Source organism: Amycolatopsis australiensis (assembly GCF_900119165.1).
In the GTDB taxonomy this organism is placed as follows: domain Bacteria; phylum Actinomycetota; class Actinomycetes; order Mycobacteriales; family Pseudonocardiaceae; genus Amycolatopsis; species Amycolatopsis australiensis.
In genome coordinates this window covers 8,587,693-8,608,939 of record NZ_FPJG01000006.1, presented here as the reverse complement: position 1 = coordinate 8,608,939, position 21,247 = coordinate 8,587,693, and the positions used below count along the sequence as shown (strand labels likewise).

Annotated in this window: 19 protein-coding genes; 8 read left to right on the top strand and 11 right to left on the bottom strand. The window is 71.0% G+C overall.

Annotated elements, in window-relative coordinates; all coding sequences use genetic code 11:
* The first annotated feature begins 13 nt into the window (after window positions 1-13).
* Genes BT341_RS41050 through BT341_RS41040 form a run of 3 tightly spaced genes read left to right on the top strand, consistent with a single transcriptional unit; the run spans window position 14 to window position 2,254 of the window.
* Window positions 14-628 carry a hypothetical protein gene (locus tag BT341_RS41050; RefSeq protein WP_072481346.1) on the top strand — a complete coding sequence of 205 codons (615 nt, stop codon included), beginning with the start codon at window positions 14-16 and terminating at the stop codon, window positions 626-628.
* Window positions 628-939, top strand: coding sequence for a winged helix-turn-helix domain-containing protein (locus BT341_RS41045; protein ID WP_072481345.1), 312 nt, complete (start codon window positions 628-630; stop codon window positions 937-939). The genes BT341_RS41050 and BT341_RS41045 overlap by 1 nt, the downstream gene beginning before the upstream one ends.
* A 1-nt stretch (window position 940) precedes the next feature.
* Entirely contained in the window at window positions 941-2,254 is a 1,314-nt protein-coding gene (locus BT341_RS41040; protein ID WP_072481344.1) for a DNA polymerase IV, read from the top strand.
* 6 nt (window positions 2,255-2,260) lie between these two features.
* Here BT341_RS41040 and BT341_RS41035 read toward each other — a convergent pair whose 3' ends face one another.
* From BT341_RS41035 to BT341_RS41015, 5 genes are all read right to left on the bottom strand, one after another.
* Complete coding sequence (locus BT341_RS41035) at window positions 2,261-3,337, bottom strand: glycoside hydrolase family 88 protein (RefSeq protein ID WP_072481343.1); 1,077 nt, start codon at window positions 3,335-3,337, stop codon at window positions 2,261-2,263.
* A 133-nt stretch (window positions 3,338-3,470) separates the two neighbouring features.
* Window positions 3,471-4,121 carry a FadR/GntR family transcriptional regulator gene (locus BT341_RS41030; protein ID WP_072481342.1) on the bottom strand — a complete coding sequence of 217 codons (651 nt, stop codon included), beginning with the start codon at window positions 4,119-4,121 and terminating at the stop codon, window positions 3,471-3,473.
* 2 nt (window positions 4,122-4,123) lie between these two features.
* A complete protein-coding gene (locus BT341_RS41025) occupies window positions 4,124-5,149 on the bottom strand; it encodes an ABC transporter permease (RefSeq protein ID WP_072481341.1) in 1,026 nt (341 codons plus the stop codon).
* On the bottom strand, window positions 5,146-6,684 hold the full coding sequence (locus BT341_RS41020; protein ID WP_072481340.1) for a sugar ABC transporter ATP-binding protein: 1,539 nt from the start codon (window positions 6,682-6,684) through the stop codon (window positions 5,146-5,148). Before BT341_RS41020 ends, BT341_RS41025 begins: the two co-directional genes overlap by 4 nt.
* Before the next feature lie 70 nt (window positions 6,685-6,754).
* Complete coding sequence (locus BT341_RS41015; RefSeq protein ID WP_072481339.1) at window positions 6,755-7,729, bottom strand: substrate-binding domain-containing protein; 975 nt, start codon at window positions 7,727-7,729, stop codon at window positions 6,755-6,757.
* A 369-nt stretch (window positions 7,730-8,098) separates the two neighbouring features.
* Between BT341_RS41015 and BT341_RS41010 the strand changes: the two genes are divergently transcribed.
* A complete protein-coding gene (locus BT341_RS41010; protein WP_072481338.1) occupies window positions 8,099-9,223 on the top strand; it encodes a CapA family protein in 1,125 nt (374 codons plus the stop codon).
* Window positions 9,224-9,232: 9 nt separating this feature from the next.
* Here the strand turns inward: BT341_RS41010 and BT341_RS41005 are convergent, their stop codons facing one another.
* Both BT341_RS41005 and BT341_RS41000 read right to left on the bottom strand, forming a co-directional pair.
* Window positions 9,233-10,243 carry a family 2 encapsulin nanocompartment cargo protein polyprenyl transferase gene (locus BT341_RS41005; protein WP_072481337.1) on the bottom strand — a complete coding sequence of 337 codons (1,011 nt, stop codon included), beginning with the start codon at window positions 10,241-10,243 and terminating at the stop codon, window positions 9,233-9,235.
* A 530-nt stretch (window positions 10,244-10,773) separates the two neighbouring features.
* Window positions 10,774-12,180 (bottom strand): family 2B encapsulin nanocompartment shell protein, encoded by a 1,407-nt coding sequence (locus BT341_RS41000; RefSeq protein ID WP_072479641.1) that lies wholly within the window; start codon window positions 12,178-12,180, stop codon window positions 10,774-10,776.
* Between the two features lie 459 nt (window positions 12,181-12,639).
* Between BT341_RS41000 and BT341_RS40995 the strand changes: the two genes are divergently transcribed.
* The 3 genes from BT341_RS40995 to BT341_RS40985 all read left to right on the top strand — a co-directional run bounded on the left by BT341_RS40995 (window position 12,640) and on the right by BT341_RS40985 (window position 16,358).
* Entirely contained in the window at window positions 12,640-13,404 is a 765-nt protein-coding gene (locus tag BT341_RS40995) for a bestrophin-like domain (protein WP_072481336.1), read from the top strand.
* A complete protein-coding gene (locus tag BT341_RS40990; protein WP_072481335.1) occupies window positions 13,401-14,684 on the top strand; it encodes a DUF6923 family protein in 1,284 nt (427 codons plus the stop codon). The genes BT341_RS40995 and BT341_RS40990 overlap by 4 nt, the downstream gene beginning before the upstream one ends.
* 105 nt (window positions 14,685-14,789) lie before the next feature.
* On the top strand, window positions 14,790-16,358 hold the full coding sequence (locus tag BT341_RS40985) for an esterase-like activity of phytase family protein (RefSeq protein WP_072481334.1): 1,569 nt from the start codon (window positions 14,790-14,792) through the stop codon (window positions 16,356-16,358).
* Between the two features lies 1 nt (window position 16,359).
* Here BT341_RS40985 and BT341_RS40980 read toward each other — a convergent pair whose 3' ends face one another.
* Complete coding sequence (locus tag BT341_RS40980; RefSeq protein WP_177329014.1) at window positions 16,360-17,370, bottom strand: autoinducer 2 ABC transporter substrate-binding protein; 1,011 nt, start codon at window positions 17,368-17,370, stop codon at window positions 16,360-16,362.
* A gap of 269 nt (window positions 17,371-17,639) precedes the next feature.
* On the opposite strand from BT341_RS40980, the gene BT341_RS40975 reads away from it, so the two are divergent.
* Entirely contained in the window at window positions 17,640-18,095 is a 456-nt protein-coding gene (locus tag BT341_RS40975; RefSeq protein ID WP_072482458.1) for a DUF4396 domain-containing protein, read from the top strand.
* A 30-nt stretch (window positions 18,096-18,125) separates the two neighbouring features.
* Here BT341_RS40975 and BT341_RS40970 read toward each other — a convergent pair whose 3' ends face one another.
* The 3 genes from BT341_RS40970 to BT341_RS40960 form a co-directional block, all read right to left on the bottom strand.
* A complete protein-coding gene (locus tag BT341_RS40970; protein ID WP_072481332.1) occupies window positions 18,126-19,355 on the bottom strand; it encodes a glycoside hydrolase family 88 protein in 1,230 nt (409 codons plus the stop codon).
* Window positions 19,356-19,482: 127 nt separating this feature from the next.
* The gene (locus tag BT341_RS40965; RefSeq protein WP_072481331.1) at window positions 19,483-19,851 is read right to left on the bottom strand and encodes a VOC family protein; all 369 of its coding nucleotides are present in this window, start codon (window positions 19,849-19,851) and stop codon (window positions 19,483-19,485) included.
* Window positions 19,852-20,014: 163 nt separating this feature from the next.
* Window positions 20,015-21,241, bottom strand: a complete 1,227-nt coding sequence (locus BT341_RS40960) for a hypothetical protein (protein WP_072481330.1) — start codon at window positions 21,239-21,241, stop codon at window positions 20,015-20,017.
* Window positions 21,242-21,247: the final 6 nt, after the last annotated feature.

Here is a 21,247-nt window from a genome sequence, read left to right as displayed (position 1 = left end):
AAGGGCGGGACAGGTGGACGACGAGCCGTTGTCGGCGGAGGAGTCGCTGAACCTGATCGCCCAGCAGAACCGGCGGACCCGCCGGGAACTGGGCGGCGGCCCCGGGCGCATGCTCGCCGCGTGGGCCGCCGCCTGGCTCGTCGGCTGGGGCTTCACCTACGTCACGACGCTCCCCGGCGTCGACGTGCCGACCTGGGCCGGCGGGATCGTCGTGCCGGTGCTGTTCGTCGCCGCCATGGCCTACACGACCTACACCAGCATCCGCACGGGCCGCGGTATCCGCGGCCCGTCCCGCACGGTGGCCGCGATGTACGGCTACGGCTGGGCGCTCGGCTCGCTCGGGCTGATGGTCGTCGACGTCCGGATCACCGCGTTCGGCGTCCTGGCGCCCGGGCAGGTGTCGCTGGTGTGGACCGGCACCTGGCTGCTGTACACCGGCGTGATGTACCTGGCGGGCGGCATGGTCTGGCAGGACAAGCTGATGTACGGCCTCGGCGCGTGGATGATCGTGTCGGCCGCGCTCGGCGTGCTGGTCGGCTACCCCGCCAACTTCCTCGTGCTGACCGTGTGCGGTGGCGGCGGGTTCCTGCTCGCCTCCCTCGTCTACTTCGCGCGTGAGAAGCGCTGATGAGCGAACTGCCGCAGCTCGACCCGGTCATCCACGCCCAGGCGCGGCTGCGCGTCACGGTCGCCCTCGCCGGGTTGCGCGACGGCGACCAGATCACCTTCCCGCGCCTGCAGCAGCTGCTGGACATGACCGCGGGCAACCTCTCGACGCACCTGCGCAAGCTCGAGGACGCCGAGTACGTCGAGATCACCAAGGCCTACGAGCACCGCACGCCGGTCACCCTGGTCCGGCTGACCGCGGCCGGGCGCGCGGCGTTCGAGAGCTACACCAAGGCGCTGCACCGGCTGCTGGACGCCACCGGCGGGGGCTGACGTGGCCCGCTGGGTGATCCACCTCGACCTGGACGCCTTCTACGCGTCGGCCGAGCAGCTCACCCGCCCGACGCTGGCCGGGCGCCCGGTGCTCGTCGGCGGGACCGGGCCGCGCGGGGTCGTCGCGGGCGCGAGCTACGAGTCGCGGGCGTTCGGCATCCGGTCGGCGATGCCGATGGCGCAGGCGCGGCGGCTGCTGCCGGCGAACGGCGTGATCGTGCCGCCGCGGTTCCGCGTGTACGAGCGGCTCAGCCAGGAGGTCTTCGCCGTCGTGACGTCGGTGGCGCCGGTGCTGGAGAAGATCTCGCTGGACGAGGCGTTCGCCGAACCGCCGTCGCTGGTCGGCGCTTCCCTCGACGAGGTGACGTCCTTCTGCGCCTCGCTGCGGTCTCGCATCCGCGCGGAAACCGGCCTGGTGGCGTCGATCGGCGCGGGCAACGGCAAGCAGATCGCGAAGATCGCCTCGGACGAGGCCAAGCCGGACGGGCTGCTGGTCGTGCCGCAGGGCACCGAGCGGGAGTTCCTGGCGCCGCTGCCGGTGCGCGCGCTGTGGGGCATCGGGCCGGTGGCCGAGGGGAGGCTGCGGTTCATCGGCGTCCAGACGCTCGGGCAGCTGGCGGCACTGTCCGAACAGGACGCGGTGGCCACGCTCGGTGGCGTGGTCGGCCGCGACCTGCGCCGGCTGGCCACCGGCGTCGACGACCGCCCGGTGGCCGACCGCGGCGAGACGAAACAGGTCAGCGCGGAGACGACGTTCGACACGGACATCATCGACCTGCCGACGCTGCGCGCGGAGGTCCGCCGGATCGCGGCGGGCGCGCACCGGCGGCTGGTGAAGGCGGAACGCGTGGCCAGGACGGTCGTGGTCAAGCTGCGGCACACGGACATGCACACGGTGACCCGCTCGGAGACGATCTCGGCCCCGACCGACGACCTGGCGGAGCTGCTGTCGACGGCGGAGCGCCTCCTGCTGGACCCGGCGGAGTTCGGCGGCGTCCGCCTGGCCGGGGTCGCGTTCAGCGGCCTGTCGGTCCCGCACCAGGACGCGTTGTTCAGCCTGTCCGTCCCGGCGACGACGCCGGCCTCGACGGTGGTTTCTTCGGCACCGGCGCCGGCTCCCGCGGCGCCGTCGGAGTGGCGCCAGGGCGACGACGTGGTGCACGCCGAGTACGGCACGGGCTGGGTCCAGGGCGCGGGCCACGGCCGGGTGACGGTCCGGTTCGAGTCACGGTCGACGGGCCCGGGCGTGGCCCGCACGTTCGACCAGACCGACCCGGCCCTGACCCGCGGCGACCCCGGCGACTGCCTGAAGTGAGTTCGGCTAGTCGGCCGGGCAGCCTTGGAGTTTCGCCACCTGCTGGCCCGCCAGCAGGAACGCGCCCACGCCGTAGGCCGCGGTGTCGTCCGGGCGAGCCGTCGCCGGGCGGTCGCCCACCGGCTGGACGTAGCCCACCAGCCCGCCGGCCCGCAACGCCTTCGTCGACAGTGCCGTCCACGCCTTGTCCACCACCGGGCGGTACCGCTCGGCCGGCAGGATCCCCGCGCTGATGCCCCAGCCGAGGCCGAAGGTGAACAACGCCGTGCCGCTGGACTCCGGGCCGCCGTGGTCGTGCGGGTTCAGCAGGTCGGAGTTCCAGAAGCCGTCACGTCGCTGGGCCAACGCCAGCGTGAACGCCATCTTCTTGAACACCCGCAGGTACTCCGGCCGCCGCGGGTCGTCCGCCGGGAGTACCTGCAGCACCTTCGTCAGCGCCGCCAGCGCCCAGCCGTTGCCGCGCGACCAGAACACGCCCGAGCCCGTGAACCGCGCGTCGCGGTACCACAGGCCGGTGAACTCGTTGAACAGCTTGTGCTCGGAGTACGAGAACAGCTGCTGCATAGCGTCCAAATAGGACGGATCCTTGTCGATCAGGCTCATCCGCGCGAACGACGGCATCGCCATGTTCAGCGCGTCGACGTAGTTCCAGTAGTCGTGGTGGCCCGCCTGCACCGACGCGACCTCGTCGCGGATGCGGGTGCGGATCGAATCCAGCGGGATTTCCGGGTGGAAGTAGGTGTACAGGTCCAGGTACGCCTCGCCGGCCGCCTGGTTGTCCGGGAAGAACGGCCGCTTCGGGTCGGACGGCAGCTCGTAGTGGTTGGCCTGGGCCCACGGGTACGTCTTGTGGTTGGACTGGCCGGTGGTCCGGACCAGTGCGAGGTTGCCGACGTGGAACGTCGCGTTCTGCCAGTCCGGCGCGGCCAGGTTCGTCCCGTTGGTCACCCAGTAGTTGCCCGCGGCCACCATTTCGCCGGAAACGCCGCAGGTCGCGGCCGTGGCCACCGGGGCGGTGAAGAGACTGCCCGCCAAGGCCGCGGCCGCGAGCACCCCGAAGCCACGAATTCCTCGGAAACGCATCAAAGCGTCCTTCCTCGACGATCGTTTGCGGGTCCGGGTGGCGGAGCCCCCCGGCTTGGGGCGAAGCCCCGTTGTCGCAGGACTCATGGCGGCGGGTCGTCCGCAGCGAGTGAAGCGCTTCCCGCCAAACGTGTCAAGGTGCCGATGAGCGGTACGCCGCAACGGTTTCCAGCAGCCGGCGGGACGCGGACTCGGCGCCGTCGGCGTTCTTCGCCAGCACCAGCGTCAGCACGCGGGAATGCGCGACGAGCGTGTCCGCCGGTTCGCCCTGCGCCCGCAGTGCCGCCACCACCGGCACCTGCAGCTGGGCGATCAGCGCGTTGCCCGAAGCGCGGACCAGCGCCGCGTGGAACCGCGCGTCCGCGGCCCGGAAGGCCGCCGTGTCGGTGGCGTCGGCCATCAGCGCGTACGCCGCCGCCATCGCCGCCAGCTCGTCGGGACGCCGGTGCCGCGCGGCCATCCGCGCCGCCTGCGGTTCGATGGCCAGCCGCAGTTCGAACAGCTCACGCAGGTGCTCCCGGCCGTCCGGGCCGCCGACGCGCCAGGCGATGACGTCCGGGTCGATCGCGTCCCACGCCTCCGGTGGCTGCGTCCACGTGCCGACCCGCGGCCGCGCGGTCACCATGCCCTTGGACTCCAGCACGCGCAGCGCTTCGCGGACGACCGTCCGGGACGCGGAAAACCGGCGGCCGAGCTCCTCGGGAACGAGCGGCTGCCCGTCCCCGAGGACGCCTTCGACGATGAGCCTGCCCAGTTCGTCGACGATGCGGGCGTGGAGGTTCACCGCTACTCGGGCAGGCCGACGCGACGCTCCCCGCTGCGCAGCTGCTGCAGCACGACCGCGATCACGAGCAGGGCGCCGTGGGCGACGTTCTGCCAGAACGGGTTGATGCCCAGCCCCGACATGCCGTTGTCGAGCACGCCAAGGATGATCACCGCGAGCACGGTCGAGATGATCGACCCGCGGCCACCCTTGAGCATGGTGCCGCCGAGCGCGGCGCCGGTGACCGCCTGCAGCTCCAGTCCTTCCGACCCGGACGTCGGCTGGCCGGACCCGGTGCGCGCGGTGATCAGCACGCCCGCGATCGCCGCGACCACGCCGACCAGCGCGTAGACGCCGATGATGTACCGGTTGATGTTGATGCCGGCCAGCCGTGCGGCGGTGTCGTTGCCGCCGATGGCGTAGACGTTGCGGCCGATGTCGGTGTACTTGAGCAGGAAGTGCAGCAGCGCCGCGACGATCAGGAACACCCAGACCAGCGACGGCAGCCCGAGCACCGAGCCCTTGGCGAGGAAGATGAACAGGTCGTCGCCGCCGGTGTAGCCCTGCGCCTTGCCGTCGGAGATCACCTGCGCGATGCCCTTGTAGGTGGCGAGCATCGCCAGCGTCGCGACCACCGGGTTGACCCGGCCGAAGATGATGATCATGCCGTTGACCAGGCCGCAGACGATTCCGACGCCGACGGCGGCGAGGATGCCGGCCTCGGAGTTGCCGGTCGAGGTGAACACCATCGCCGAGACGACCGACGCGAGCCCGGCCATCGAGCCGACCGAGATGTCCAGCGCGCCCAGGATGATCACCAGCGTCTGCACCAGGGCGAGCAGCCCCATGATGGTGATCGCGCTGCCGATCAGCAGCAGGTTGTTGGTGCGGAAGAAGTTCCCGTTCAGTGCCGACAGCAGGATCACGAGCGCGATCAGCGTGATGATCAGGCTGGAGTTCTGCACGCCGATGCCGGTCAGCACGCGGCGCGCGACGCTCGGCTGGGGCGGCGCGGCCGGGGCCGTCGTTTCCTTCGTGGGGGTGGTCATGCGCCGATCTCCTGGGCTTCTTCGACGGCGGGTTCGGTTTCGGGGATGGCGAGGGTCAGCACGGCTTCCTCGGTCGCGTCTTCGCGGCCGATCTCGCCCGCGAGGCGCCCGGCGCGCATGACGAGGATGCGGTCGGCCAGCGTCAGCACCTCGGGCAGGTCGGAGGAGATGACCAGCAGCGCGATGCCTTCCGCGGCGAGGCCGTCGATGATCCGGTAGATCTCGGCCTTCGCGCCGACGTCGACGCCGCGCGTCGGCTCGTCGAGGATCAGCAGCTTCGGCCGCCGCGCGAGCCACCGCGCGAGAACGGCCTTCTGCTGGTTGCCGCCCGAGAGCTTGCGGACTTCCTGCTCCATCGACGGCGTCCGCACGCGAAGCTCCCGTACGTACTCCTCGACGAGCGCGCGTTCTTTCGCCCGCTTCACGACCCGGAAGCGGCGAAGGCGGTCGAGGACGGCGATGGAGACGTTGTCGCGTACGGACCGCTGCATGAGCAACGCGTCCGTCTTGCGCTCTTCGGGCGCGAAGCCGATACCCGCCTTCACCGCGTCGCCGGGGTTGTGCGCGCGCAACGGCTTGCCGTCCAGTTCCACGGTCCCGGACCGGATCGGCAGGTCGCCGACGATCGCGCGGGCCAGCTCGGAGCGTCCCGCGCCGACCAGCCCGGCCAGGCAGACGACCTCGCCCGCGCGGACCTGCAGCGAAATGCCGGTGACGTCGTCGGTGGTCACGTCGTCCAGCTTCAGGACGACGGACCCGGTTTCCTTGGTGGTCCGGCGTTCCAGGGCCGACAGGTCGCGGCCGATCATCATCCGGACCAGGCTGGGCTCGTCGGTCTCCGCGGCCCGCTGGACACCGACGAGCTTCCCGTCCCGCAGCACGGCGACGCGGTCGGCGAGCTGGAAGATCTCCTTCATCCGGTGCGAGACGTAGACGACCGCGACACCGCTGTCGCGCAGCCGGCCGATCAGCCGGAACAGCGCCTCGACCTCGTGCTCGGACAGTGACGACGTCGGCTCGTCGAAGGCGATCACGCGCGGCGGCGTGGCCGCGGTGAGCACGCGCAGGATCTCGACGAGCTGGCGTTGCGCGGCGGACAGCGCGACACCGAGCGTCGATGGGTTGAGCACGCCTTCGAAGCCGTACTCGACGAGTGCGTCGTGCGTGGCCTTCATGAGCGTGCGGCGGTTGAACACGCGCGCCTTGGCGGGCAGTTCGCCGACGAAGACGTTCTCCGCCACCGAAACGTGCGGGATGATCTCCGGTTCCTGGTAGATCACGCGCACGCCGGCGGCCATTGCCGCCCGCGGGGTGTCGAAGGTGACTTCCCTGCCGTCCAGGAGGAGCCTGCCGTCGTCGGGGCCCTGGTCGCCGGAGAGCACGCGCAGCAGCGTCGACTTCCCCGCGCCGTTCTCGCCCATCAGCGCGAGCACTTCGCCGGAGCGGAATTCCAGCGAGACGTCGTCGAGGGCGGTGACGCCGGAGAAGCGCTTGCCGATGCCCTCGACGGCGAGCGCGGGAGGAGAGCTGGACATGGTCGCCTTCCGAGCGGGTCGTGAGTGCGTAACAGGGTCGGAACACCGTTACGCACTCACGACCGGTTGGTCAGGTGCAGTTGACGCCGGCCTGCTTGTAGTTGTCCTTGTTGACGATCGTGGTCTTCGCGATCGTCTCCGCGGGCAGCTCCTTGCCGTTCTTGACCTTGTCGACCAGCACCTGGATCGCCGAGCGGCCGACCTCGGCGCCGGAGATGTAGAGCGCGGCCTTGTTGCCGGTGTCCTTGCCGGCGGCCCAGTCCTTGCAGTCGAGGTACGCGCCGAGCCCGACGCCGATGATGTTGCTCGCCGGCACGCCGGAGTTGGCCAGCGCGGTGACGACACCGGTCTCGTTCTCGTCGTTGCAGCCCCAGACGACCCAGTGCTTGACGCCCGGGTTGGAGCCGATCACCGCGCCGGAGCGGTTCTGCGCGTCGACGGGGGAGTTGTCGGTGCCGACGTCGATCACCGGGACCTCGGCGCCGGCGGCCTTGGCGAACGCGGTCTTCGCCGCGTTGACGCGGTCGGTGCAGACGGTGAGGTCCTGCTTGTAGGCGCTGATGATCTTCGTGTCGGCGGCCGACCAGCCGGCGGCCTTGAACAGCTTGCCCGCCTCGGTGCCGACCGAGTCGCCCATCTGGCTGCCGTTGAAGCCGACGAACGGGGCCTTCTTGCCCGAGCCGTCCTTGATGACGTCGTCGGACGCGATGAGCGGGATGCCCGCGCTCTTGGCCTTGTCGATCACCTGCGGGCCGATGGCCTGGTCGGGGACGACGATGGCGACGCCGTTCGCGCCCTGGGCGACCGCGGCGTCGAGTTCGGTGATGGCCTTGTTGGCGTCCTGGCCGAGGTTGACCACCTTGAGCTCGACGCCGAGCTCCTTCGCCTTCTCCTGCGCGCCTTGCGCCTGCTCGACGAAGTATTGCTGGTCACCCTGTTTCTGCAGGTAGTAGAGGGTGATCTTGCCGTTGGCGGGCGCCTGCTGCTGCGGCGCGGCGGTGTCCTTGCCCGAGGAGCACGAGGCCATCAGGACACCGGAAATCAAACAACAACCAACAACGCTCCAGGTGCGATACCTGTGCGGGTATGTGGACATCGAGTGCTCCCATAGGGGCCGGGGACGAGGCGCGGACGGAGTCCTGCCGAGTGACTCGTATTACAAAACACCCGTTCGTGGAGCGTCAAGGCGCAGTTAGCGGAGCGAGACCTACTCTCCGTAGTTGCATCGTGGCAAGCCTGCGCTGCATTTATCGTATTTTTTCGCGTCTGTCCTGCGCGTTGTCCGGTTTTGTCCTGTGCGAATGTTCTGATCGGTGTTGTCGACTGTGGTGGAAGTTGGTCGGCGACTCGAACGCGGTCGCTGCCCGATCCGTCCGGCTGGCAGGATGACCGGACCACGCCAGGAGGAGGACCGATGCCGAAGCACCGCGTCGCCGCGCTCGCCGCGGTCGCCGTCCTGGCGGCCGCGTGCACCGGCCCGCCGCAGTCCGGTCCGGCGCCGACGCCGTTCCCGGAGACGGCCGCATCTCCGGGCACGGCCCCCGAGGGCTCGTTCAGCGTCGTCGCGACCGGCGACGTGCTCATCCACCCGGCGCTGACCGAACAGGCCGAGGCCGACGGCGGCGGCAAGATCGACTACCGGCCGCTGCTGGCCGGGATCAAGCCCCTGGTCTCCGGGGCCGATCTCGGGATCTGCCACCTCGAGACGCCGCTGGCGCCGGAAGGCGGTCCGTACAGCGGATACCCGTCGTTCAACGCGCCGCCGGAGATCGCCGACGCGCTCAAGGACACCGGGTACGACACGTGCTCGACGTCGTCGAACCACACGATCGACCAGGGCGCCGAGGGTGTCACCCGCACGCTGGACAAGCTCGACGCCATCGGCGTCAAGCACACCGGCTCGGCGCGGTCGGCGGCGGAAGCGGCGAAACCGCTGATCCTCGACGTCCACGGTGTGAAGGTCGCGCAGCTGTCGTACGCTTTCGGGTTCAACGGCATCAAGGTGCCGGCCGGAAAACCGTGGCTGGCCAACAAGATCGACGTCGACGACGTCCTCGCGGCGGCGCGCACGGCGAAGCAGGCCGGCGCGCAGGTCGTGATCGCGAGCCTGCACTGGGGTGTCGAGTACCAGCACGAGCCGACGGCGGACCAGCGGTCGCAGGCGAGGAAGCTGCTGGCGTCGGACGACATCGACCTGATCGTCGGCCACCACGCGCACGTCGTGCAGCCGTTCGAGAAGATCGGCGGCAAATGGGTTGCCTACGGGCTCGGCAACAGCGTCGCCAGGCACTCCGAACCGCGGGGCGACACGGAGGAGGGCGCGGCGGCGCGGTTCCGCTTCGTCCGCGACGGCGGCCGCTGGAAGGTCGACAAGGCCGAGTACGTCCCGACGCTCGTCAAGCTCGACGCGCCGATCCGCCTGATCGACTTGTCGACATCGCCGCCGTCGGCCCAGGTCACGAAGGCTCTGCAGGACACGGACAAGAACATCCTGAGCCTGAACGCGGACAAGGACGGTCTCACCCGCCCGGGCCGGTGACGGTCCGGGTCAGCGAGTGCGGGTCGTGATCAGGCGGGCCAGGGACGCCAGTTCCGCGCCGGCCCGCGGGACCGGGTCGACCGCGGCGAGTTCGCGAAGTCCCTTCGCCAGCAACGCGTCGGCTTGGGCTTGGCTCCATTGACGTCCGCCCGCGGCCTCCACCAGCGAAGCCGCGCGGGCGAGTTCGCCGTCGCCGAAGGGGTCGGTGCCGCGGTAGAGCGTCGCCAGTTCCGCGCCCGCGGCCGTGCCGGACGACAGGGCCGTCACGACCGGGAGTGACTTCTTGCGGTTCTGCAGGTCCGAGTACACCGGCTTGCCCGTGACCGCCGGGTCGCCCCAGATGCCGAGCAGGTCGTCGACGTGCTGGAACGCCAGCCCGACCGCCCGGCCGAACGCGCCGAACCGGTCTTTCGCACGGGGTCCGTGCAGGGCGCCGAGCTCGCAGGCCGCGCCGATCAGGGCCGCCGTCTTGCCGAGGGCCATCCGGACGCACTCCGCGGGCGTGACGTCGTCGCGCTGCTCGAAGCCGACGTCGGCGGCTTGGCCTTCCAGCAGGTCGAGCACGCCCTGGGACAGCAGCTTCGCGCCCTCGGGCGTCAGCTGCTCGAAAGCCAGGCTCAGCAACGCGTCCCCGGCGAGCACCGCGGGCCCGGTGCCGAACACCGTCCACGCCGTCGGCCGGTGCCGCCGGGTCGTGTCGCCGTCCATGACGTCGTCGTGCAGCAACGAAAAGTTGTGCACCAGCTCGACCGCGACGGCGGCGGGAACGGCGTCCGCGGCATCGCCGCCCGCGGCTTCGGCGCACAGCAGCACGAGGGCGGGGCGCAGGGCCTTGCCGCCGTCGCCGTCCGCGGGCCTGCCGTGGGTGTCCCACCAGCCGAAGTGGTAGCCGGCGATGCGCCGCATCGCCGGGGGCAGCCGTTCGGCGCTCGCGCGCAGCGCCGGCTCGACGAGGCTCTTGCTCCACGCGAGGACGTCGCCGACGGGCCGGGCCGGGGTGCGCGTGTTCATGGTCGTCATGGGTGTCCGATTTCGCCGTCGTCGAGCCCGGTCGGTACCGGCGCCGGGGACCGCGATCCGACGTCCGGCCGGTCGTAGCGCCGGCGGTGCTGTCCATCCTGGGGCGGCGCGAACACTGTTGCGGTCACGGGCGCACCCGCCCGCCGGGGTCGGGTTTGCCGCCGGTGGGGCTGCTGGTGGGTCCGGTCGGCGGGAGGCTGGGGGCGGTGGTCCGGCCCGCCTGCTTGCCGGGCTCGGGTTTCCCGTCGGTGGGTGTGGTGGCTGGCGGGAGGACCGTGGCGGGATTGATCCGCTGGCCGGGGTGGGGTTTGGCGTGGGTGGGGGTGCTGGTGGGTGCGGTCGGCGGGAGGCTGGGGGCGGTGGTCCGGCCCGCCTGCTGGCCGGTTTCGGGTTTGGCGCGGGTGGGGGTGATGCGGGTGGCGGTGGTGCCGAGTCCGGTGGGTCCGTGTGCCGAGGGGGCAGGCCGGTGCTGGGGTGGGGTGGCTGGTGTTCGGGTGGGCGTGGGGGTGTGGTGGGTGTGGGCATGGTGGTCAGCTTTCGCGGCCGAGTTCGGCGGCTTCGAGGATGGCGAGGGCGTCGGGGACGAGGACGGCGGCGGAGTAGTAGGCGGAGACGAGGTAGGAGATGATGGCCTGGTCGGAGATGCCCATGAACCGGACGTTGAGGCCGGGCTGGTATTCGTCGGGGAGCCCGGTTTGGTGCAGTCCGACCACGCCTTGGGCTTGTTCGCCGGTGCGCATCAGCAGGATGGAGCTGGTGCGGGTGTCGGTGACGGGGATTTTGTTGCAGGGCAGGATGGGGATGCCGCGCCAGGCCGGGATCTGGTGGCCGCCGAGGTCGACCGTGTCGGGGTAGATGCCGGCTTTGGTGCATTCCCGGCCGAACGCGGCGATGGTTTTGGGGTGGGCGAGGAAGAACCCGGGGTCTTTCCACACCAGCGCGAGCAGTTCGTCGAGGTCGTCGGGGGTGGGTGGGCCGGTGCGGGTGGGGATGCGCTGGGCGAAGTCGGCGTTGTGCAGCAACCCGAACCCGGGGTTGTTGATCAGTTCGTGTTCCTGTCGTTCCCGCAGGGCTTCCACGGTCAGGCGCAGCTGCTGCTCGATCTGGTTCATCGGCTGGTTGTACAGATCCGCCACCCGGGAATGCACCCGCAGCACGGTCTGGGCCACCGACAGTTCGTATTCCCGTGGCTGGGCGTCGTAGTCGACGTAGGTGCCCGGCAGGACCGGTTCCCCGTCGTGTCCGGAGGCCAGCGCGATTTCCGCCTCGCCGTGGTCGTTGCGGGCCCCCGACCCGCGTGCTGCGAATTCGTGCAGGTGCGCCTGCAGGTTTTCCGAGCGGGACAGCACGTCCTCGAACGCTGCCCGGGGCAGGGTGAGCACGGTGCAGGCGGTGACGGCCTTGGCGGTGAACTCCCAGATCTCCTCGCCGGAGAGCAGGGCGGCTTCGCCGAAGTAGTCACCGTCGGCCAGGGTGCCCAGCACGGTCTGGTCGCCGTAGGCGCCGGTCCCGACCTTGCTGATCTTGCCGTGGGCGATCAGGAACACCTGATCGGCCGGTGACCCGAACTCCACCAGCGCGTCCCCCGGCTGGTACTCGGCCTGGGTGAACCGGTCGGCCAGCTCGGCCAGGACTTCCTCGTCGGCGAACCCGCGCAGCGGGGCCAGCTCGCCCAGCTCCGGCGGGATCACCCGCACCTGGCTGCCGGTCGAGGTGAACGTGACCCGCCCGTCCCCGACCGCATACGACAGGCGCCGGTTCACCCGGTAGGTGCCGCCCGAGACCTCCACCCACGGCAGCACCCGCAGCAGCCACCGCGAGGAAATGCCCTGCATCTGCGGCACCGACTTCGTCGTCGTCGCCAACGTCCGGGCCGCGGCCCGCCCCAAACTCAACGGCGCCTGCTCGTCGGATTCCACCGGGTCGGTCACAGTCACAGCGAAAACCACCCATCGACGTGCCGGCGCGCCGCACCGGCACGCCGATCGTGATCTTTGTCTTTCCGGATATTCGCGCGGATTCGCGACGCCGCGAAATCAACATAGCAACCGGCCCGGTCCGCACAATGACACGATCGGGTCACCCGGCGGGATGATCACCTGATTGCCGTCCCGCCATTTCGGGCACGCTCTGGGGAGCGGGTCGACGCCGCTGGTCACGGCGGGTGCCCGGCGCTCACCCGGTCGGGAAGTGTCCGGCACGTAAGGGTAATCGGCGGTTGCCGCGAGGAGCGGCGATGGCCGCTCCCGGACCGGAAACTGGGCCGAACCGGCGACGAACACCGCGAAGATACGGCCGCACGGCTGAATCGAAGAATAGGTGGTTGTCCGTGCGAAAACCGCGGGCTAACTTGAGCGCTCCGGCGGCGAATGCGGCCGGGTGCGAAAGGGACGTGGATGAACATCTTCGTGGCCGGCGGCCTGTGGGTGGCCGGCGCGGCCGTCGTCGCCGGCGTGATCGCCTACCTGGTCCGGCGGTTCGGGTGGGACGAGGGGCGCCCCGACAACAACGACGCGGCCGGCCAGGTGTTCACCATCGTCGGCGGGCTGCACGCGGTGCTCGTCGCGTTCGTGCTCATCTCGCTGTTCGACGCGGTCGGCAGCGCCACCCAGGACGCCCAGACCGAGGCCGACAGCCTGGTCGCGGCGACCTGGGCGGCCGACGCGCTGCCGGGCGACACCAAGGACCACGTCCACCAGCTCGCCGTCGCCTACGCGCGGACCGTCGAGCAGGAGGAGTGGCCGCGCCTGGCGGACGGCGGCGACATCCCGGCCACCGGGTGGGCGCAGCTGGACCAGATGCGGCAGGCCGTCGCGGCCGCCGACGCCGACGGCGACTGGCAGGTCGACCGCAAGACCGAGGCGAGCAACCAGCTCTGGTCGGTCTACCAGGCCCGCACGCAGCGGCTGAACAACGCCGGCGGCGGCGGGGTCGGCGCGGTCGTCTGGTTCGCGCTGATCCTCGGCAGCCTGGTCACGGCGCTCCTGCTGCCCAACCTCTTCGGCGGCACGCGGCTGGCCGCGCACATCGTCATCGTGTCCACGCTGGCCGGCACGATCACGTTGCTGCTGTTCGCGATCTACCAGCTGCAGAACCCGTTCAGCGGGGGCGCGCGGGTGCCGCCGGAGGCGTTCGCCGGCGCGCTGGAAAGGCTGGCTTGACCGGCACGCGGGCCCGCTGGGCGGCGATGCTCGGCGTGGCCGCGGCGGTCTCGGCGCTGCTGGCGGCGACGGGCTGGCTGGCACCCGCCGCGCCCCGGCGCCCGGCGGCCCAGGACCCGGCCGGCTGCACGATCCTGCAGGCGGAGAACGAACGGCCTGGCGCGCCGACGACCCTCCGGCTGCTGTCCCTGCCCGGCGGGGTGACCGAACGCCTGACGCGCGCGGACTACTGGATCAACGCGATGGGCTACTCGGCGGCGCAGGACGTCGTGTACGGCGTCGCCGACGGCACCCGCCGCGGCCGCTACGACCACGGTGCGCACGCGGTCCGGATCGACGCTTCGGGCGCGGTGACCGACCTCGGCGTCATCGGCCGGGCCGGCGCGCGGCATCCGGTGTGGAGCCTGGTCACCGGCGCCACGGCCGGTGCCATCGCCGGAAACCGGTGGTACGTGCGGCAGGACAGCGATCTGTACACAGTGGACGTCGACCCGGCGAGCGCGGACTACCTGCGCGTGGTGCACCGGACGGCGCTGCGTCCGGTGTCGCTCGCGGTGGGCGTCGACGACTTCGCCTACGACCCCGGATCCGGCCTGCTGTACGGGGTTTCGACGACTTCACGCGGGGACAGCTCGGTCGTGACACTGGCGCCGGACACCGGCAAGGTCGCGGTGGTGCCGGGGTTGCGGTTCCCGCGCGGCGGCGCCTACGGGTCGGTCGTGCTCGCGCCCGACGCCTTCTACGCGACGGCCAACCGGGACGGCCACCGAAGCGTCACGTACCGGTTGCCGCGTGACGGCTCGAGCCCGGCGGTCGAAGTGTCGACCGGCCCGGCTCTGGTGAGCAGTGACGCGGCGGGCTGTCTCGCCGAGACACCGCCACCGCCCAGCTCCACGACACCGGCTCCCACGCCGACTTCCCCGACGCCGAGCCCGGCCCCGGCACCCACGCCGCCGGCGACCACCCCGGTACCGACACCGCCGCCGTCCCCGGCACCGGAACCACCTCCGCCGTCGCAGCCACCGCCGGTGGAGCAGCCCGTGGCGGTGGCACCCGCGCCGGCTCCGACGCCGGTGATCACACCGACACCGGCGACACCGCCGACAGCGGCGCCGACACCGGCACCGACGACCCCGCACGCCCGTCCGACGCAGAAGGCGGAGCCCATGGCACACGACACGGGCGTCCGCACGCAGCAGAAACGACGTTGGGGACTGACCGCGCTGATCCTGGTCCTGGGCGGCGGCGCGGCGGTGGCGCACGTCCGGCGGCACCGCTGAGCCGCAGCGTTAACCCGCTCGCCGCTTCGACGTCGGCGGGTGTCCACTTCGGCCACCCAGACTCCTCCACCGGCGCGGTCCACGCGCCGGAAGAGGAGAAACGGGATGAAGCGGGTAAGAATCGCCCTGGTCGCCGGGGTGCTGGCGCTGCCGCTCGCGGCCGCGGGCCCGGCCGCCGCGCACGACCACGGACCGCGGGCGAAGGACGACCACTTCCACGTCCGGGCCGGCCGGGTCCTGACCGGCGGGGTGCTCGGCAACGACCGGTCGGCCACCGCGGTCGTGCGGCACACCGGTGCCGCGCACGGGAGCGTCTCCGTCGACCCCGACGGCACCTTCCGCTACACCCCGGCGCCCGGGTTCACCGGCCGGGATTCCTTCACCTACACCGTTTCCGACGCGGTGAAGCTGTATCCGACGAACCTGCCGCCGCTCGCCACGATCGGCGGGGTGCCGATCAAAGGCGGCGCGTACGGCTCGGCCCTGACGCCGGTGCCCGGCGCGAAGGACGAGTTCTACGGCCTCACCGACCGCGGCCCCAACGTCGACGCGCCCGACGGCGGCAAGATCGAACCGCTGCCCGCCTTCACCCCCGCCATCGGCAAGTTCCGCCTCCGCGACGGCAAAGCCGAGCTGGAGCGGACGATCCCGCTGCGGGCCGCGGACGGCACCCCGTACAACGGCCAGGTCAGCCCGCTCGCGGACACCGGCGAGAAGATCGTCGACCTGACCGGGAACGTCCTGCCGAAGTCGCCCTACGGCTACGACTCCGAGGGCCTGGTCGCGCAGCGGGACGGCACGTTCTGGGTGTCCGACGAGTACGGCCCGTTCATCACCCGCTTCAGCCGCGACGGCCGTGCCCTCGAGCGCCTTTCGCCGTTCGACGGCTCGCTGCCGGGCGAGCTGAAGTACCGCGTGCCGAACAAGGGCATGGAAGGCCTCGCGCTGACCCCGGACGGCGGGACGCTCGTCGGCGTCATGCAGTCGGCGCTGCAGCAGCCGGACCTGACGAAGAAGCCGGGCAACGTCACGACACTGCGGATCGTCACCGTCGACCTGCGCACCCGCGCCACTCACGAGTACCTCTACCTGCTCGACGATCCCGCCACGACCGGCACCGCGGTCAGTGAGATCACCGCCCTGTCGGCGACGCGGTTCCTCGTCGACGAGCGGGACGGCAAGATGCAGCCGGGCGCGACCAAGAAACTGTTCGAGATCGACCTGACCGGCGCCACGGACGTCGGCCCGCGCGCCGCGGGCTACGACGCGGCCAAGGGTGGCCTGCTCGTCGGCGGCAAGAGCATCGACGCCTACGTCGGAAAGGACACCACGGCCGACGCGACGAAGGACCTGGCCGCGGCGGGCATCAGGCCGGTGTCGAAGAAGCTCTTCCTGGACCTCGGCGCCCTCGTCACCACGCTCGACCCGAGCGGCGGGTTCTTCGGGCACGACAAGGTCGAAGGCGTCGCGACGACCGACGGTGGCCGGACCGTCGTGCTCAGCAACGACAACGACTTCGGCATCGACGGCCTGACGAACGCGGCACCGCCGTACGCGCTGCGCCCGAAGACGCTGCCGGACGGGCGTCAGGACGACGGCGAGTACCTCGCGGTCGACACGGCGAAGCTCCCGGCGGCGACGAGCACCGCGACGGTCACGATCGACGTGCGGTAGCTCAGTACTTGAACTGGTCGACGTTGTCGGCGGTGATGAGCAGCGGATCGCCCAGCAGGACGGTCTTCGACGCCGCGTCGTACTTCACCGCCGGCAACTCCAGGCTGACCTTGTTCACCGGCTGCAGCGGCTTGCCGTCGGCGACCTGCTTCGCCGTCCACGCGGTCAGGTAGCCCAGCGACTCGACGTTCCACAGCACCGACTCCGAGCACGAGCCGTCGAGCAGGAACGGCTTGATCGCCTGCGGCGTCCCGACGCCGACGGTGAACACCTGGCCGATCTTCTGCTCCTCGCCGACCGCCTTCGCGACCCCGGGCGCGGACGTCGTGCACTCGCCGACCAGGCCGGTGAGGTCGGGGTGGCGGGCCATCAGCTCCTTGGCGAGGTTCGTCGCGTTGTCCTCGTCTTCGCCCGCGTACACGGTTTCGACGAGCTGGGCCTTCGGGTAGTGCGCGGCCGAGTAGGCCTTCTGGACCGCGATCCACGTGTTGAGGTTCGCCGCGGCCGGGCCGCACGAGACGATGGCGTACTTGCCGGCGCCGCCGGTGCGCTTCATCAGCGCGTCGGTGAGCGCGGCGCCGATGCCTTCGGCGCTGGCCTGGTTGACGAACACCTCACGCTGCGTGCCCGGCGCGTCGGTGTCCGAGGTGAGCACGTGGATGCCTCGCGCCCTGGCCTCGGCGATCACCGGCGCGAGCGCGGCGGGGTCGTTCGGCGCGACGACGATGACGTCGGCCTTCTTCGCGATCAGGTCCCGCATGATGGCCACCTGCGCGGCCGGGTCGACGGTCTTCGGGCCGACGCTGGTCCACTGCACGCCGAGCTGCTTCGCCGCTTCGAGGCCACCGGTGTTCATGGCCTGGAAGTACGGGATGCCGTCGACCTTCGGCACGAACGCGACCCGGACCGGCGGTGGAGCGCTCGCGGGCTCCGCCGAGCAGCCCCCGAGCGCGACCGCCGCTCCCAGCAGCAACGCCGCGACCAGCCGGAACGTCTTCGTCGGCCCTCGCATCCCCACCCATTTCTCGGGACTTTCGAACGGTCTGCGCACGGTGGAGACCCAGGGGCAAGGTAGGGCTCCGCGTAACGGTGGTCAACGGGATGTGCGCAAAGGGTTACGGAAGTGAGTTCTACCTCGTGGGTTTCTGGCGACTATCCCCTGGTCGGCGGTATCGGCTACATAGTGTGAGCATTGCGTGCACGTTGCGTGCCGGAATGCCGGAGGTCTACCAGGTCACACCGGGCAAGCGTTAAATACCCCGTAGGGGTATAGTGGCCGGCATGAACGGACAGCACGGAGCTTCGTGGGCGACAGCGATCCAGGCGACCCTGCACTGCCTGACCGGGTGTGCGATCGGTGAGGTGCTCGGCATGGTCCTCGGCACGGCGTTCGGCCTGCACAACGCGGCGACCGTCGTCCTGTCGATCGTGCTCGCGTTCGTCTTCGGCTACGGCCTGACCATGCGGGGCGTGCTGAAGTCGGGCCTGAGCCCGGCCGCCGCGTTCAAGGTCGCGCTGGCCGCGGACACCGTGTCGATCGCCGTCATGGAGCTGATCGACAACACCGTCGTCGTGGCGATCCCCGGAGCGATGGACGCCGGGCTCACCAGCCTGCTGTTCTGGCTGGCGCTGGCGGTCTCGCTGGCGATCGCCTTCGTGGTCACGGTGCCGGTGAACAAGTGGATGATCGGGCGCGGCCTCGGCCACGCGAAGGTGCACGCGCACCACCAGCACTGACGCGGGGGAGGTGGCGGCCTCCCCGCCCGGCTAGACGGTGGACAGGTCGACCGCGCGGTCGACCTTCCGCCGGTCGAGCACCCGCAGGACGCCTTCCAGCAGGTAGTAGTCGGCATACGGCAGGGACACCTCGATGCCGTCCTCGGCCGGCCGGTTGCGGGTGCAGCGGGCGACGCTCGCCTCGGCGCGGGCGGATTTCGTCGTCAGGCACGTCCGCGAGATCGCCGTCAGGATCCGCAGGGCGCTTTCGCGGTACCGCGGGCGGTGCGTGAGCTCCGCGAGGTCCAGCAGGCCGCAGGCCATGACCACGCCGGCGGAGGCGTCCTTGACGTCGTCCGGGGCCTGCGGCGCCAGGTAGTCCCACACCGGCACGTGGTCGGGCGTCAGGTGGGCCAGCGCGAAGTCCGCGAGCCGGCAGGCCGTGGCGAGGAACTCCGGATCGCCGGAGCGGCGGTGGATCGTCGTGAACCCGTAGACGCCCCACGCCTGCCCGCGCGACCAGCACGACGCCGGGCTGTAGCCCTGCACGGTGTTCGGCCCGATCGGCGCGCCGGTGACCGGGTCGAAGTCGAAGACGTGCGGGGTCGAGCCGTCCGGGCGCGGGAAGTTGCGCTGCACGGTCTTCGCGTGCGCGACGGCGATGTCGAGGTACTTCGGGTCCCCGGTCTCCCGGCCGGCGAAGGCCAGCAGGTCGAGGTTCATCATCGTGTCCATGATGACGCGGCCGGCGTTGTTCGGGTCGTTCAGCGCACCCCACGCGCGGATGAACCGGCCCGCCGGGTTGTAGCGCTTGATCAGCGACGACGCGGCCTGGATCGCGCCCGCCCGCCACTTGGCGTCCCCGGTGAGCCGCCACGCGGTCACCCACGAGGGGTAGAAGAGGAAACCGAGGTCGTGCGTGCCGGTGTCGTTCTGCCGCGGCGCGAGTTTCTCCGCGGACGCCAGCGCGAGGTCCCGGAATTGTGCTTCGCCGCTGTGCAGCCAGGCCAGCCACAACTGGCCGGGCCAAAATCCGCCGACCCAGTCGCCATTCTGCGAATAGGTCCATTTCTCGAACTTGGTGCCGACCGGGAACGCGGTGACGCCCGGCGCCACCGCGCGCAGCTTGGCCACCGCGTAGTCGGCCGCTTGGCGGAGCGTCCGGGTGACGGATGCCTGGTCGGCGGTATCGAGACCGGCTGCGGACGCGGGAGTGCCGGCGCTCGCGACCACCGCGGCACCGGCCGCGGTGGTCAGCAGGGTTCTCCGGGTAACGCTCACAGGGGGACCGCCATTCCGTGTCGGGAAACGCTTCGGGTGTTCCGGAGTTTTCCACGACGAACTGGCGGTTGTACACCCGGCGGACAATTGTTCAAGGTTGTGAATTGTGGTTCCGCTGACCGGGATATCAGGCGCGGTCGTGGAGGGTGATCCGGTAACCGTCGGGGTCGGCGAAGGTGAACGTCCGGCCGAAGGGGCCGTCGATCGGCGCCGAGACGATGGTGTGCCCGTCGGCGGCCAGAGCGTCGTGGATGGCCTGGACGTCGGTGGCGTGGAGCCAGATGGCGGCACCGATGCCGGGCTGGGCGACGGAGCCGAGATCGGTCCCGGGAACGACGTCGCGGAGCGCGAACGCGATCGGCTTCGTCTCGAAGACGACGGCGTGCGGAGGTCCGGTCTGCGCGCGGACGAGGCCGAGGTACTGCTCGTAGAACGCCCGCGAAGCGTCGAGGTCGCGCGCCTGGAGCGAAATGAAGTCGGGGCCGGTGACGGGCATGGCGTTGCTCCTTTGCTGCATGTCAGGTTCCTGACGCAAGGTATGTCAGGAACCTGACACATGTCAAGCCGGCCGGAACGGGCGAAGGCCCGGCGGGGACGCCGGGCCTTCGCTTTCGTCGCGCGGGTGAGGGCAGTCAGCCACGCGAGTCCGGGGGAGCGGTTCAGCAGTGCGGGGCGACCGGCAGGTCCGAACCCGTCTGCAGGTAGGTGTCGGACACGTAGTGGCCGGGGCCGATCCGGTCCCAGATGGTGCTCGTGCCGAACGTGCCGGTGACGCTGTCGCCGTTGACGTAGCACTCGATGGTCACCTTGGCGTAGTTCGCCGCGAGGCCCTTGATCGCCGCCGAGGTGCTGGCGCTCGCCCGCACGTTCATCGGCGAGCCCGCGGTCTTCACCGTGCCGGCCGGGCCGGTGCCGGTCCACAGGTAGGTGACGTTCACGTAGCCGTTGTCCGACATGCCGAGCCCGTCCCAGAACACGCCGTCGGCGAGATCGATGCCCGCCGGGTTCTGCACCGTGCGGCCCGAGTCGTCCTTCCGGTTGTTGTAGCCGTCGAGGTAGGCGGCCTGCGCCTCGGGCTTGCCCTGCGGCAGGTCCTTGAACTCCGAGCGGACCGACGCCGGGTTCCAGTAGTCGTCGCGCTCGTTCCACGGGCCGATCTCCCACACCGGCGCGTACTCGCACTTGCTGCCGTCGGTGCGGCACACGCGCGCGGTGTAGTTGCCGGTGCCCTTGGGGGACACGGACTTCCCGGACGGGAAGGAGACGAAGTGGTCGTGGCTGACGATCGTGTGGCCGTTCGCGGTCGTGCCGCCGACGAGACCCTCGCGCGTGCCGTAGACCCGGTAGGTCAGCGCGGCCGTGGCGGCCAGCGCGTTGACCTGGGGTGCGGTGTCGGCGCTGAGCGAGACGCCGCGGACCACCGGGCGGACGCCGTCGGTGTCGCTGTGCAGGCTCAGCCGCACCTGCACCGAGCTGACGCCGGTCCGGAACGCGGTGCCGGCGGGGGTCCACTCGGTCCAGTCGTCCGCGCCGGTCCGGCCGCGGACGTCCACTTCGACCGTGGTGCCCTTCGGTGTTTCGGCGCTCACCTGCGCGCTGACGCGGTTGGCCGGCGTGCCGAGCGCGTGCTCGGCCGTGATGAGGCTGCCCTCGCTGCCGGCGAACACCCGCGCGGTTCTGTGCCACGCGGCGTCGGCCAGGGTCAGCGTGCCGCCCGCGGCGGCGACGTTCACGTCATCGGTGTCCACTGTGGACAAATCGGCGGTCCAGCCCGCGGTGCCCGGAGACACCGGCGCGGCCTGCGCGGGTGCTCCGGCCAGCGCCGTCACCGCCCCCGCGGCCAGGACCGCCGCGGTCACGCGGCCGGCTTTCTTGATCCGGATCATCCCCGG

What these genes read in the sequence shown, in the direction of transcription:
- BT341_RS41025 (WP_072481341.1), bottom strand. Translation starts at nt 5,149, where the DNA reads ATGACCACCCCCACGAAGGAAACGACGGCCCCGGCCGCGCCGCCCCAG.
- BT341_RS41010 (WP_072481338.1), top strand. Translation starts at nt 8,099, where the DNA reads ATGCCGAAGCACCGCGTCGCCGCGCTCGCCGCGGTCGCCGTCCTGGCG.
- BT341_RS40975 (WP_072482458.1), top strand. Translation starts at nt 17,640, where the DNA reads ATGAACGGACAGCACGGAGCTTCGTGGGCGACAGCGATCCAGGCGACC.
- BT341_RS41045 (WP_072481345.1), top strand. Translation starts at nt 628, where the DNA reads ATGAGCGAACTGCCGCAGCTCGACCCGGTCATCCACGCCCAGGCGCGG.
- BT341_RS40995 (WP_072481336.1), top strand. Translation starts at nt 12,640, where the DNA reads ATGAACATCTTCGTGGCCGGCGGCCTGTGGGTGGCCGGCGCGGCCGTC.
- BT341_RS41035 (WP_072481343.1), bottom strand. Translation starts at nt 3,337, where the DNA reads ATGCGTTTCCGAGGAATTCGTGGCTTCGGGGTGCTCGCGGCCGCGGCC.
- BT341_RS41020 (WP_072481340.1), bottom strand. Translation starts at nt 6,684, where the DNA reads ATGTCCAGCTCTCCTCCCGCGCTCGCCGTCGAGGGCATCGGCAAGCGC.
- BT341_RS41005 (WP_072481337.1), bottom strand. Translation starts at nt 10,243, where the DNA reads ATGACGACCATGAACACGCGCACCCCGGCCCGGCCCGTCGGCGACGTC.
- BT341_RS40965 (WP_072481331.1), bottom strand. Translation starts at nt 19,851, where the DNA reads ATGCCCGTCACCGGCCCCGACTTCATTTCGCTCCAGGCGCGCGACCTC.
- BT341_RS40960 (WP_072481330.1), bottom strand. Translation starts at nt 21,241, where the DNA reads ATGATCCGGATCAAGAAAGCCGGCCGCGTGACCGCGGCGGTCCTGGCC.
- BT341_RS40985 (WP_072481334.1), top strand. Translation starts at nt 14,790, where the DNA reads ATGAAGCGGGTAAGAATCGCCCTGGTCGCCGGGGTGCTGGCGCTGCCG.
- BT341_RS40980 (WP_177329014.1), bottom strand. Translation starts at nt 17,370, where the DNA reads ATGCGAGGGCCGACGAAGACGTTCCGGCTGGTCGCGGCGTTGCTGCTG.